The sequence below is a fragment of the Polaribacter sp. Hel1_33_96 genome (assembly GCF_002846595.1).
Taxonomy (GTDB): Bacteria; Bacteroidota; Bacteroidia; order Flavobacteriales; family Flavobacteriaceae; genus Polaribacter.
Genome location: NZ_PJMV01000001.1, coordinates 639,802 through 652,957, shown reverse-complemented (window position 1 = coordinate 652,957; position 13,156 = coordinate 639,802). Strand labels below are relative to the sequence as shown.

15 protein-coding genes are annotated in these 13,156 nt (G+C 31.5%); 4 read left to right on the top strand and 11 right to left on the bottom strand.

Translation table 11 applies throughout. The features are described from left to right. Positions 1–30: 30 nt before the first annotated feature. The gene (locus ATE90_RS03020) at positions 31–906 is read left to right on the top strand and encodes a TIGR01777 family oxidoreductase (RefSeq protein WP_036783779.1); all 876 of its coding nucleotides are present in this window, start codon (positions 31–33) and stop codon (positions 904–906) included. Between the two features lie 4 nt (positions 907–910). Here ATE90_RS03020 and ATE90_RS03015 read toward each other — a convergent pair whose 3' ends face one another. Genes ATE90_RS03015 through rsfS form a run of 7 tightly spaced genes read right to left on the bottom strand, consistent with a single transcriptional unit; the run spans position 911 to position 6,221 of the window. Further along, positions 911–1,546: a YceI family protein gene (locus ATE90_RS03015; protein ID WP_101450775.1), complete on the bottom strand. Its 636-nt coding sequence runs from the start codon at positions 1,544–1,546 to the stop codon at positions 911–913. A 17-nt stretch (positions 1,547–1,563) separates the two neighbouring features. Further along, on the bottom strand, positions 1,564–1,827 hold the full coding sequence (locus ATE90_RS03010; RefSeq protein ID WP_101450773.1) for an acyl-CoA-binding protein: 264 nt from the start codon (positions 1,825–1,827) through the stop codon (positions 1,564–1,566). After that, positions 1,811–2,467: a phosphatidylserine decarboxylase family protein gene (locus tag ATE90_RS03005; RefSeq protein WP_036783774.1), complete on the bottom strand. Its 657-nt coding sequence runs from the start codon at positions 2,465–2,467 to the stop codon at positions 1,811–1,813. Before ATE90_RS03005 ends, ATE90_RS03010 begins: the two co-directional genes overlap by 17 nt. A gap of 2 nt (positions 2,468–2,469) precedes the next feature. Further along, on the bottom strand, positions 2,470–3,264 hold the full coding sequence (locus ATE90_RS03000; protein ID WP_101450771.1) for a phosphatidate cytidylyltransferase: 795 nt from the start codon (positions 3,262–3,264) through the stop codon (positions 2,470–2,472). A gap of 1 nt (position 3,265) precedes the next feature. Then, positions 3,266–3,850: an LUD domain-containing protein gene (locus ATE90_RS02995; protein WP_036783769.1), complete on the bottom strand. Its 585-nt coding sequence runs from the start codon at positions 3,848–3,850 to the stop codon at positions 3,266–3,268. Between the two features lie 8 nt (positions 3,851–3,858). Further along, positions 3,859–5,832, bottom strand: a complete 1,974-nt coding sequence (ftsH, locus tag ATE90_RS02990) for an ATP-dependent zinc metalloprotease FtsH (protein ID WP_101450769.1) — start codon at positions 5,830–5,832, stop codon at positions 3,859–3,861. 20 nt (positions 5,833–5,852) lie between these two features. Beyond that, a complete protein-coding gene (gene rsfS / locus ATE90_RS02985; RefSeq protein ID WP_036783763.1) occupies positions 5,853–6,221 on the bottom strand; it encodes a ribosome silencing factor in 369 nt (122 codons plus the stop codon). Between the two features lie 87 nt (positions 6,222–6,308). On the opposite strand from rsfS, the gene ATE90_RS02980 reads away from it, so the two are divergent. Then, positions 6,309–7,040 carry a biotin--[acetyl-CoA-carboxylase] ligase gene (locus ATE90_RS02980; RefSeq protein ID WP_036783760.1) on the top strand — a complete coding sequence of 244 codons (732 nt, stop codon included), beginning with the start codon at positions 6,309–6,311 and terminating at the stop codon, positions 7,038–7,040. On the opposite strand, the gene ATE90_RS02975 is transcribed toward ATE90_RS02980, so the two are convergent. Continuing rightward, positions 7,032–7,424, bottom strand: coding sequence for a hypothetical protein (locus ATE90_RS02975; protein WP_036783758.1), 393 nt, complete (start codon positions 7,422–7,424; stop codon positions 7,032–7,034). The two genes, ATE90_RS02980 and ATE90_RS02975, sit on opposite strands and share 9 nt — an antisense overlap. 10 nt (positions 7,425–7,434) lie before the next feature. Continuing rightward, the gene (pyrE, locus tag ATE90_RS02970; RefSeq protein ID WP_036788043.1) at positions 7,435–8,076 is read right to left on the bottom strand and encodes an orotate phosphoribosyltransferase; all 642 of its coding nucleotides are present in this window, start codon (positions 8,074–8,076) and stop codon (positions 7,435–7,437) included. A gap of 7 nt (positions 8,077–8,083) precedes the next feature. Here pyrE and ATE90_RS02965 point away from each other — a divergent pair, with 7 nt between their 5' ends. Next, positions 8,084–8,680 (top strand): NUDIX hydrolase, encoded by a 597-nt coding sequence (locus tag ATE90_RS02965; RefSeq protein ID WP_036783754.1) that lies wholly within the window; start codon positions 8,084–8,086, stop codon positions 8,678–8,680. 50 nt (positions 8,681–8,730) lie between these two features. After that, on the top strand, positions 8,731–10,359 hold the full coding sequence (locus ATE90_RS02960) for a SulP family inorganic anion transporter (protein ID WP_036783751.1): 1,629 nt from the start codon (positions 8,731–8,733) through the stop codon (positions 10,357–10,359). Positions 10,360–10,448: 89 nt separating this feature from the next. On the opposite strand, the gene ATE90_RS02955 is transcribed toward ATE90_RS02960, so the two are convergent. Together ATE90_RS02955 and ATE90_RS02950 are read right to left on the bottom strand one after the other, a co-directional pair. Further along, positions 10,449–12,662: a xanthine dehydrogenase family protein molybdopterin-binding subunit gene (locus tag ATE90_RS02955; RefSeq protein WP_036783748.1), complete on the bottom strand. Its 2,214-nt coding sequence runs from the start codon at positions 12,660–12,662 to the stop codon at positions 10,449–10,451. Continuing rightward, positions 12,659–13,123, bottom strand: a complete 465-nt coding sequence (locus ATE90_RS02950) for a (2Fe-2S)-binding protein (RefSeq protein WP_036783746.1) — start codon at positions 13,121–13,123, stop codon at positions 12,659–12,661. The genes ATE90_RS02955 and ATE90_RS02950 overlap by 4 nt, the downstream gene beginning before the upstream one ends. Positions 13,124–13,156 lie beyond the last annotated feature (33 nt).

Genomic DNA, 13,156 nt, shown 5'->3' with positions numbered 1-13,156 from the left:
ATTTTGAGTGTGGTTTTTTATTTTTACAGTATGGCAAGAATTTTAATTACTGGAGGTACCGGTTTAGTAGGAAAAAGACTAACACAACTATTGATTGATAAAAATCATGAAGTTTTAATTTTAAGCAGAAACCCAAAAAACGAAAATGAATTTAAATGGGATATTGTTAAAAATTATATTGATGAAAAAGCATTTAAAAATATTGATTTTATTATTCACTTAGCAGGAGCAGGAATTGCTGATGAACGTTGGACAAAAAAAAGAAAACAAGTAATTATAGATAGCAGGGTTAAAACGGCAAACTTACTTTTTGAAAAAGTTAATGCATTAAAACTGGAACTTAAGGGTTTTATTTCTGCTTCAGGAATTGGTTATTATGGAGCGATTACTTCGAAAACAATTTTTAAAGAAACAGATAAATCTGGTAGTGATTTCTTAGCTGAGGTTTGCCAAAAATGGGAAGCTGCCGCGCATAAATTTTCAAAAATAAACATACCAATAACTATATTAAGAACTGGGATTGTTTTAGCCGCAAAAGGAGGAGCATTAGAAAAAATGAAGACTCCAGTAATATCCCCATTAGGTTCAGGAAAACAATATATTCCTTGGATTCATATTGATGACCTATGCCAAATGTACATTCAATCCATAGAAGCTAATTTAATAGGTATTTATAATGCGGTTGCACCAGAACATCAAACAAGTATAACTTTTTCTAAAACGTTAGCAAAAAGCATAAAAAGACCGTATTTAGGTATTGGTGTCCCTGCCTTTATGCTGAAAATTTTATTTGGAGAACTTGCTGTAATTCTTTTAGAAGGAAGTAGGATTTCAACAAAAAAAATCGAAAAGAATGGATATTCTTTTCGATTTAAAACACTAAAAAAAGCGTTGAATAATCTATAATTATTTAGAATGTTGATGTAATATTTAAACCAACTTCACTCCAAGTTTTAGAAACACCGTCTGCACCTCTATGCAAATCTATACAAACCTTATTTAAAAATGATAAAGCATCTGATGCATTCCAATTAGTAACATTCATTGTCGCTTTCATATTAAAAGATTTACCAATAATTGTATACGTAAAAGGTACTTTTTGAGTAATACCATTCATTTTAATTTCTGCTACTCCATTTGTAACATCAGTTAAAGACAATTTACCAGAAAGTAATTTTGTATTTTCCATAATTCCAAAAAAGAACTTTTTAATTTTATAATCTCTGCCCGCATCCTTCGTAAACAAACTACTTACAGGAATTGAAAATTCAGTATTATTAATTGCTTCTTTCACACTATTTCCTTCACCTCCAGCAAGAACATCAACTTTTTTAAACTGACCTCCTACGGGCACTTTATCGGTCGTTTTATAAGCCGTAAAATTGATTTCGTTATTTGCATTTGCAACCGAAAAAGCAGCTGTACTTTTTTTGGATACTGCTTTACTTTCTTCTTTTACAGCCTCTTTTTTTTCCTCTGATTTACATGCTGAAAAATGGAACACCGTTCCTACTAATAAAAATGAAATAATAAATATTTTTTTCATGATTCTTTTGTTTAAAATTAAATTGTTTTAGCCAATTTTATATATTCTTTTTTTGCATCCTCAACAGGCATTCCATTTAATTGCATCCAAGCGTTAAATTTAAATGCACTTCTTACATCTAATCCACTATTAAATGAAAATTTATTACCAAAATTTGCTTGCTTGTAATAAGCATAAAATTTCAGCATAACATCAGGAGCAACAGCCTTTTTCAACTTAGATATTTTATCAAAAGCAGCTTTATACTCTTTATCTAAATCTATATTATTTTTCTGCGACAACTTGGACACCACCTTTAACTTTATCTCCTAATTTCACATTAACTTTTGTTCCTAAAGGCAAATATAAATCAACCCTAGAACCGAATTTTATAAAACCTGCATCCGTTCCTTGCGTTACTGCATTACCCTCTGTAGCATAGTTTACAATTCTTTTTGCCAAAGCTCCAGCTATTTGTCTATATAAAATTTCTCCAAAAATTTTATTTTCAATGACTACTGAGGTTCTTTCATTTTCAGTAGATGCTTTTGGGTGCCATGCTACTAAATATTTCCCTGGATGATATTTACTGTATTTTATAATCCCGCTCATCGCATATCTTGTAACATGAACATTTATTGGAGACATAAAAATTGATATTTGTAATCTTTTATCTTTAAAATACTCCGTCTCTTCTACTTCCTCAATAACGACAACTTTTCCATCTACTGGTGCTATAATATGGGTGTCATTTAAATTAGTGATTCTTTTAGGGTTCCTAAAAAATTGTAGTACGATAATTACAAAACCCAATATTATAACTTGAATCGTTTTTACTAACCAAGTTATATTAATAAAATTTTCAGCTAATAAAATTGCTGCAATCGCAATAATAAAAGTAATTGAAATAATTTTATATCCTTCCTTATGAAATTTAATCATTTTTAAATAATAAAGTTAATATACAAATATACAAACGGAGCAGCAAACAACAAACTATCTAATCTATCTAAAATGCCTCCGTGACCTGGCATAATGCTTCCACTATCTTTAAACTTTGCCTGTCTTTTAAATTTAGATTCCACTAAATCACCAACAGTTCCAATTACTGAAACGATAACTCCTATAATCATCCAATTTAACATAGAAAAATCTAAATTAAATTTACTAATGAACATAGCAGCTAAAAGTGAAAAAATAAACCCCCCAAAAAAACCTTCAATTGTTTTTTTAGGTGATACTGATGGAAACAACTTGTTTTTTCCAAAATTTTTACCAACTAGAAATGCAAAAGAATCGTTTACCCAAATAATTGATAAAATACTGATCATTAAATATGGATGAAAATTGTTTTCATAAAAAGGAAGCAACACTAAAAAGCACACAGAGAATATTACATATCTAATTGTAACACCTAGTTTTACTCTCTCATTTAAAAAACTAATTTCCTTCTTTGCAAATAGTTGATATATCAAGAAAACGGAAGATAGAATCGATATCATTAACACTAATGATATAGCATGACTATCCCGTCTTTTAATCATTAAAAATAATACAAATGCAAATAGAACATACGGAACGAAACTTTTAAGTTTTATCATTCTAATAAATTCCCAAATACATAAAAAACCACACAAAATTATTAAGGCTATATAAGAATTTTCAGAATATAAAATCGCCGAAAAAAATATTAAAACAAAGATAATTCCGGAAAGAGTCCTTTTTAAAAGGTTGCGCATATTATAAGTCTTCTAATAAGAGCAAATATAAGTTTTTTGAGCTACTGTTTCCATAGTTTAAAAAATTATCATCATTTTTATTGATAATATAATTCTTTACTGCAGAAATGTTTGTTGGTAAACTTTTAGTGGCATTAGTTTTAATACCTGTTAAGGCTTGACCTGTATTTTTAACTAACTGACTTGTTGTTGCGTAAACAATAAATTGATCTGGATATTCTTTTAATTTTTTACCTCCTAATTGATTTGATGAAAATAAAATATCTCCATTATCCGCAATCAAATGCTCGCAAGAAGTGAAAATTGGAGTATCTTCTTTGAAATTTTTTAATGCTTTAGCATCCTGATTTTTAAGAAATGAAAACAAATTTTCATCTAATAAACAAACTTCTTTCCAACTATTTTCTGTGAGTATTTTCTTGAAGTTTTCTAAAACTTCTTGCTTTTTTTCACAATATAAAAACTTACCACCTTTTTTCGTGAAATTGTGCACAAATAAATCATCAAGAGATAAATTTACTTCTTGTTTGTGTATTTCTTCATCTTCCCTTATGGGAATATTAAAAAGTTTCTTAAAAAAATTCATTTATAAAATTATTCTCCAGAGATTTTATCTACTGTCGTTGTCTTTACTTCTTCTTTGGTTATCACTTCTTCAATTTCCTCATCAAAAGGTCTTTCACCAAAAATTTCTTGTAAATCATCCTTAAAAATAACTTCCTTTTCTAATAACAATTCTGCTAATATAGTTAGCTTTTCTTTATTCTTATCTAAAAGATCTATCGCCCTTACATATTGAGCTTCAATCATTTTAGAAATTTCTTTATCAATTTTACGACCTGTTTCTTCACTGTAAGGTTTTACAAAAGCATCATTTCCTGAAGAATCATAATAAGTAATATTACCAACCTCTTCATTTAAACCATAAACTGTAACCATCGCTCGAGCCTGTTTTGTTACTTTTTCTAAATCACTTAAAGCGCCCGTTGAAATCTTATTAAAAATAATTTTTTCTGCCGCTCTACCCCCTAAAGTGGCGCACATTTCATCTAACATTTGCTCAGTTTGAACAATCAATCTTTCAGCTGGTAAATACCATGCAGCTCCTAAAGATTGTCCTCTAGGTACAATAGTAACTTTTACTAATGGTGAAGCATGCTCCAACATCCAACTAACAGTAGCATGTCCTGCTTCATGAAAAGCTATTACTTTTTTCTCTTTTGGTGTAATTACTTTATTTTTCTTTTCTAAACCACCAACTATTCTATCCACAGCGTCCAAAAAGTCTTGATGATGAATAGATTTTTTACCATTTCTGGCGGCGATTAAAGCAGATTCATTACACATATTTGCAATATCTGCACCCGAAAAACCAGGAGTTTGTTGTGCTAGAAATTCAATTTTAACATCATCTGCTAATTTTAGAGGTTTTATATGAACCTCAAAAATTTCTTTACGCTCATTAATATTAGGCAAATCTACATAGATTTGTCTATCAAAACGGCCTGCTCTCATTAAAGCGCTATCTAGAACATCAGCTCTATTGGTCGCAGCTATTACAATTACATTTGTATCTGTGCCAAAACCATCCATTTCTGTTAGCAACTGATTCAATGTATTTTCACGTTCATCATTCCCACCAGTCATATTACTTTTTCCTCGAGCTCTACCGATCGCATCAATTTCATCAATAAAAATAATTGAAGGTGATTTTTGTGCAGCTTGTTTAAATAAATCACGTACACGAGAAGCTCCTACTCCAACAAACATTTCTACAAAATCTGAACCTGATAAAGAAAAGAAAGGTACGCCCGCTTCCCCTGCAACTGCTTTTGCCAATAAGGTTTTACCTGTTCCTGGGGGCCCTACTAATAATGCTCCCTTTGGAATTTTACCTCCTAAAGATGTATATTTTTCAGGATGCTTTAAAAAATCTACAATTTCTTGAACTTCTTCTTTTGCCCCTTCTAAACCTGCAACATTTTCAAACGTTGTTTTTACTTTTGTATCTTGATCAAATAATTTAGCCTTCGATTTTCCGATACTAAAAATTTGACCACCACCACCAGAACCGCTGCCACCACCAGACATTCTTTTCATAAAGAACAACCAAACGGCTATTAAAATTATAAAGGGTAAAAAACTAAATATAGCGTCTAGAATACTAGTTTTTTCTTTATTATCTATATCAACGATTAAATTTCTATCCTTTTTAAGAAGAGCTACATTTTCCTCAAAAGTTCTTAAATCTCCAAAATTATATTCATAAACTGGTGAACCTGGTCTGTAAAAACTTGAAGATGTTTGCTTCGCGTGTTTATCTTTCTTTAATGCCTCTTTAGTTAAATAAATTTGAGCTATATCCTTATTTACAACAACAATTTCTTTGATGTCATTATCTTTTAAAATTTCTTCAAATCTATTTTTAGAAATACTTTTAGAAGCTAGATCTCCACTGTTAAAAAACTGTACTGCTATTAATGCTATGAAAATTGCACCATAAATCCAATATGAACTAAACTTAAATTTAGGTATATTAGATTTTTTTTCTTTATTTGAATCACTCATATGTTATAAAATCAATAGGATTAAACTGGATTTATTTCGGTAATTTTTGCATCACCCCAAAGACTTTCAATATCATAAAAGTCTCTTACATGTTTTTGAAAAATGTGCACAACTACATTTACATAATCCATTAAAATCCATTCTGAATTACCTTGTCCTTCAATATGCCAAGGTTTATCTTTTAATTGTTTACTAACTACTTTCTGAATAGAGCCAGAAATTGCATTTACCTGTGTATTTGAATTACCCGAACAGATTATAAAATAATCACAAACTGTATTTTCTATTTCTCTTAAGTCAAGTAATTGGATGTTTTCTCCTTTAACATCATCCATACCTTTAATAATGACAGAGATTAAATCATCTGTGCTTACTTGCTTTTTTGCCATTAATTTTTTTTCTATTTAAACGCAAAGTTATTATTTTTTTGCGAGTATTTTATGTAATATTGAACTAGTTTATACTTTATTTAACACTTGAAAATAATCAAACTTAATGCCATTGACTCTACAAATTCTTTTTTAAAAGAATTAGCACAAAGTACTGCCATAGAAAACGGTACTGTTGTGGTTGCAAAAGAGCAGAAAAAAGGACGCGGTCAACAAGAAAACAGCTGGGTCTCCGAACCGCTTAAAAACCTTACCTTCAGTGTTTATTTCTGTAATATTGATTTAAACATTAACCATCATAAGTTTTTAAATTTCGCAGTTAGTTTAGCTGTTTTTGAGGCACTTTCAATGCACAAAGTTAAAGATTTATCCATTAAATGGCCAAACGACATTTTGTCAGCAAACAGAAAAATTTGTGGTATTCTGATAGAAAATATAATTAAAGGCAAAAAGATTAACAACTCTATAATCGGAATTGGATTAAATGTAAATCAACAAAACTTTCCTACTTCATTAAAAAATGTAACTTCTTTACGAAATACCACAAATAAATTATATGATTTAGACGCCTTGTTAATAGAGGTTGTGGATAAAATAAAAGAGAAAATTCAACTGATCTCATTAAAAAAATACACAAATTTAGAAACTGATTACTTAAATGTCTTGTATAAAAAAAATATCCCAACTATGTTTAAAGATAGCAGGGATGTTTTATTTATGGGTAAAATTATTGGAATTTCTTCTTTGGGAAACCTTCAAATTGAGTTAGAAGATGAAAACGTAAAAGAATTTGGAATTAAAGAAGTTTCATTAGCTTAAACCCTCTAAGTTATTTGTTAACGTTTCTATAAAACTAGTCAATGGTCTTTTTACCATCATAGCCATCATCGCGTTAAATTTGCCATTAAATTCTAACTGAACTTCAGAAGAAGTGTCATCAATCTTAGTAATATCTGCAACTAATTCAAAATTAAGTTTACTACTTGCTGCACCTAAAGTAATATTAGAGTATTCCGTTTTCTCTTTTAATACCAATCTAATTTCTGGCATTCCTTTTAATCCAAATATAAAAGAATCTCCATCAACTTCAAATTTCTGGATAGATTCAGGCATTAACTGTTCAAAGTTTTTTAAATCTGATAAAAACTCAAATGTTCCTTTTTGAGATTTATTAACTACTACTTTATTTCCATTAATATTCATATTCTTATGTTTATTGGTTCCACTTACTCGGGTTTGCTCTCCACTCTCGCAATGTAAACAATTCTTTTTCAGAAATATAATTACTATCTAAAGCTTGTTCTAACAAATTATCGTAATTACTTAAAGTTGTTAAACTTACGTTTTTTTCTTTAAAGTTTTCAGCAGCAACATCAAATCCATAAGAAAAAATAGCAACCATACCTTTTACAACAGCGCCAGCTTCTTTTAAAGCTGCTACCGCATTTAAACTACTGTTCCCAGTGCTAATTAAATCTTCAATAACCACAACGTTTTGACCACTTTCTAAATGCCCTTCTATTTGGTTTTTTCTACCATGCTTTTTTGGCTCTGGTCTAACATACACAAAAGGCACACCCAATTCCTGGGCCACTAATATACCAATTGCTATGGCACCTGTTGCAACACCTGCAATCACATCTGGTTTACCATATTCTAATTCAGTAATTTTAGCAATTTCTTCTTTTAAAAAAATACGAACTGGAGGATATGACAATGTTATTCGATTGTCGCAATAAATGGGAGAATTCCATCCAGAAGCCCAATGAAATGGTTTGTTAGGACTTAATTTTATGGCATTAATCTGCAATAAAAGTTCAGATGTTTTTTTTGCTGTATCTTTGTTTAAAATCATATCGCAAATGTATAAAGTTTTTGTAAATGATACCCCAATAATTATCACATCTTCTTCAAAAAAAACAAATAATTTCCCTTTATACATTCTTAAAAATATTGTAGTAGTTGAAATTATAGAAAAATTAAAGAACAATGAGATTAATGGAGTTAACCTATACACTCCTGATTTAGAGAAAGGTTGGGCATTATTTTCGCAAAACCTGGACGTTATTACTGCTTCAGGAGGACTGGTTTTAAATCCTAAAAAAGAAGTATTATTTATATACAGAAATAATATTTGGGATCTTCCAAAAGGCTGGATTGAAAAAGGTGAAAGTATTGAAAGTGCTGCTATAAGAGAGGTTGAAGAAGAATGCGGAGTTTTTAATTTAGAAATCGTTAAAAAATTAATTACCACCTATCATATTTATTATCAAAACGGAATTAAATTAAAAAAAACACATTGGTTTTTAATGCAATCTGACTATAATAAAGAATTAGTGCCCCAATTAGAAGAAGGGATAAGTTGGGTTGGATTTAAAAATAATTCTGAAATTGAAACTGCTTTAAAAAATACCTTTGAAAATATTAAGTTAGTATACGATACTTTCAAAGAAATGTAGTTTTTTGGAAAATCCTATTATCTTTGCCGACTTAAAAAAAGTAATTCAATATGACCAAATTTATAACAAAACGCGTAACCAATGTAAGAAATGATATTCTATCTGGAATTACGGTTGCACTAGCTTTAGTGCCCGAAGCGGTTGCATTTGCATTTGTAGCTGGTGTAGATCCACTCGTAGGACTTTACGCTGCCTTTATGGTGGGCTTAATAACTTCTCTTTTTGGCGGAAGACCAGGTATGATCTCTGGGGCAACAGGTGCTTTAGCCGTTGTCATGGTTTCTCTAGTAGCAGAGGGTAATGCAATGGGAAATGCTGATGAAAATTTAGGATTATATTATCTTTTTTTAACCGTAATACTAATGGGAACCATTCAGGTCTTAGCCGGTGTTTTAAAACTAGGTAAATTTGTAAGATTAATACCTCATTCTGTAATGATGGGCTTTGTAAATGGTTTAGCGATTGTTATTTTCTTATCACAATTAGGAATGTTTAAACAAACTATTAACGACGAAAAAGTCTGGCTAGAAGGGAATGGTTTGTTGTATATGATTGGTTTAGTTAGTTTAACAATGCTAATTATGTGGGGCTTACCAAAAATAAAAGCTACTAAAAAATTACCTGAGGCTCTAATTGCTATATTAGTAGTTTCCGGAATTGTAATTTTTTCTAACTTAGATGTTGCTACTGTTGGTTCTTTTATTAAAGATGGCGGTGGCGAAGGTTTAAAGGGTGGATTTCCCGTTCCTGTTTTTGAAACTTTCAAGAACATACCAATGAATTTTGAAACTTTAAAATTCATTTTCCCTTATGCTTTAATCCTAGCAGCTATTGGATTAATAGAATCATTAATGACTTTAAATTTAATTGACGACTTAACGGAAACCAGAGGTAACACAAACAGAGAATGTGTTGCTCAAGGTGGGGCAAATATAATTACTGGTTTATTTGGTGGAATGGGTGGTTGCGCAATGATTGGACAATCTATCATTAACATAAAAGGTGGCGGCCGAGGCCGGTTATCTGGAATTACTGCCTCAGTTTTCTTACTAATGTTTATTCTTTTTGCTTCTTCTTATATAGAACAAGTGCCTATTGCCGCTTTAGTGGGAGTAATGTTTATGGTAGTTATTGGCACGTTTGCTTGGTCAAGTTTTAGAATTATTAATAAAATACCAAAATCGGATGTTTTTGTTTTGATTTTAGTTTCTGCCTTAACCGTAATTTTTGATTTAGCAATTGCCGTAATCGCAGGTGTTATTGTTTCTGCACTTGTTTTTGCTTGGGAAAGCGCCAGAAAAATTAGAGCTAGAAAACGTTTTAAAGAAGATGGGACAAAAGTATATGAGATTTGGGGACCTTTGTTTTTCGGAAGTATTGCTACTTTTAACGAAAAATTTGATATTAAGAATGATCCAAATGAGGTAGAGATTGATTTTATAGAAGCTCGTGTTTCCGACCATTCTGCTATTGAAGCTATCTTTGCTTTGGTTGAAAAATACCAAGCCGCTAGTAAAAAAATTACACTAAAACATTTAAGTGAAGACTGTAAAGTTTTACTTTATAAAGCGAGTCCGATTTTTACAGATATTATTGAAGAAGACATTGATGACCCAAGATATCATTTGGCGGCAAATCCTGAGGATTTCCCGAAACCATTAAGTGAGTATAAGTTTTAGAAAAAAAATAAAAAATCCTACTTTAAAGTAGGATTTTTTATTTTGTATTACTAAAGTATCTGATTATCGATGCTCATACTTACTATAGTTTAAACCAACCCTTCATCTACCAAAGGCAAAGTTCTATAACGTTTGCCACTAGCGTTAAAAATAGCATTACAAATTGCGGGAGCCATTACAGGAACGCCTGGCTCACCGACTCCCGTTGGTGGTTCGTGCATTTTATCCATAATATCAATATGAATTTTTGGTGTATCTTTCATTCTTGTCATTTGATAATCAAAGAAATTATTTTGTTCTACTGCTCCGTTTTTTGTGGAAATTTTCCCAAACAAAGCTATAGACATTCCAAAAATTGCAGCACCTTCTAATTGATTTTTTATATTGTCTTTATTCAGAGCCAAACCACAATCTATAGTGGTCCAAATATTTTCAATTTTTACGTTTCCATTTTTTACAGAAACCTCAACAACAGTTGCTACATAACTATAAAAACTATAATGAATAGCAATTCCCATTCCATGATTTACAGGCAATTCTAGACCCCAATTAGACATTTTAGCTGTGTTTTTCAACACATCTTTCATTCTTTTTGTACTATATGGATAATCAGATTTTCCTTGAATAATTCGATCTTTTCCTATTAAATTTAAATGAAATTGAACAGGATCTATATTAGCTGCATTTGCTAATTCATCTACAAAAGAATTATTACCAAATCCGCTATGAATATGAACTACTGACCGCAACCAACCAATTCTTAAATGCGATTCTGCTTTGGCGTTCTCTAATCTAAAATTGTCTAATTTATATGGATTATTTGTAAAACCTTGCCCAAGCTCAAAACCAGAGGCATAATCTGATAAAGGTTTAAAACTAGAGGTAATTGACGGAACTGCCACACGCTGTAACCAACCTGTAACTTTACCATCAGCACTTAAAGAACCTTTTAAATACTGTGCACTTGTAGCATGATAAAAACTTTGTTTAATATCATCTTCACGAGTCCAAACCACTTGAATTGGGGCCTTGATCTTTTTTGACAAAGCAACCGCTTCCACTACAAAATCAGATTTAGATTTACGCCCAAAACCTCCACCTAAAAAAGTAACATTAATGGTTATTTTTTCTATAGGAATTTCAAAAAAGTGTGCCAATTCTGCTCTTGCCGTTTGCGGATCTTGAACTGGTGCCCAAACCTCAATTTCATCTTCTTTAAACCAAGCAGTTGCATTTGGCACTTCCATAGGAGCATGCACCAAAAACGGAACTGTATACGCAGCTTCTATCGTATTTTCACTGTCCTTAAAAGCAGCGAAAACATTTCCGCTACTTCCAGGAACTAACTTTCCTTTTTCATGAACTCTTCTTGTTAATTTCTCTTGAAACTCTGCTGAATCAAAAGATTCATTTTCGCCATAATCCCATTCAATATCCAAGCCTAACTTTCCTTGAAATGCAGACCACGTGTTATTTGCAATAACAGCCACACCTCCCAAAGCACCAAAAAACTGACCAATCGGCGGCACGATTCTATCTAATTGAATTATATTTTCTACGCCAGCTACTTTTTTTGTACTCGTATCATCAACACTTTTTACGGAACCGAAAGTCACCGGACATCTTGCAATGGCGGCAAATTTCATGTTCGGAATTCGAACATCTATTCCATAGGTTGCAGTGCCGTGTGTAAAATCTTTTAAATCTACACTTTTTAAGGTTTTACCAATATATTTAAAATCTTCAACTTTTTTAAGTGTAAGACTTTCTTCTGATGGAATTTTAACCTTCGCTGCCTCATCAACCAAATCACCAAAGAAAATTTTATCATTGGTATTTTTATTAATTATAAAATGATTTTCTGCCTTACAATCTGTTTCAGCAATATTCCATTTTTTTGCAGCAGCAGTAATCAACATCATTTTTGCTGTTGCACCCATTTTACGCATTGGTTCTAATAAAGTTCTTACACTTCTCGAACCATCTGTATTCTGATTACCATATTTAGCATTTCCTGTTGCTTGTTTTACCGTGATATATTTCCAGTCAGCCTCTAATTCATCAGCAATTGCAGAAGCCAAAGAAGTCCTAATTCCTTGCCCCATTTCTGAACGTGAAGCCAATAAAATAATGTTACCGTCTTTCTGTATTTGTACAAATAAGTTCGGGGTAAAAATCCCCTCTACTTGCGGAATAAATTCTTTTGTATCAGAAGACACATTGCAGCCTAAAAGTATGCCACCCGAAGCCAATCCAAATAATTTTACAAAATCTCTACGATTTATTTGCTGTATTTTGCTCATATGGTTTCGTTTTTAAGTGCAACAGCTTTATGAATTGCTTTTTTAATTCTTGTATAGGTTCCGCATCTACAAATGTTACCACTCATCGCAGTATCAATATCTTCATCAGTCGGACTTTCATTTTTATCTAATAAAGCGGTAGCTGCAATTAATTGCCCGGATTGACAATAGCCACATTGTGGTACATTCCCAACATTCCAGGCTTCGCGCAAGAATTCTAGATTTTCTGAGGCCCCTTCTATTGTAAACATCTCTTTTCCAACACCATAAGAAACTGGCATACTGCACGATTTTGTTAAGATGCCATTTATTAGAATAGAACAAGCCCCGCATTGTGCAACACCGCAGCCAAATTTAGTTCCTGTTAAACCTATAATATCTCTAATTGCCCATAATAAAGGCATATCATCCTGCACATCAACTGTATAAGATTTTCCGTTAATTGATAAAGTTGTATTCACTTGTAAAATTTAGATGTTACAAGTTACGGAAAT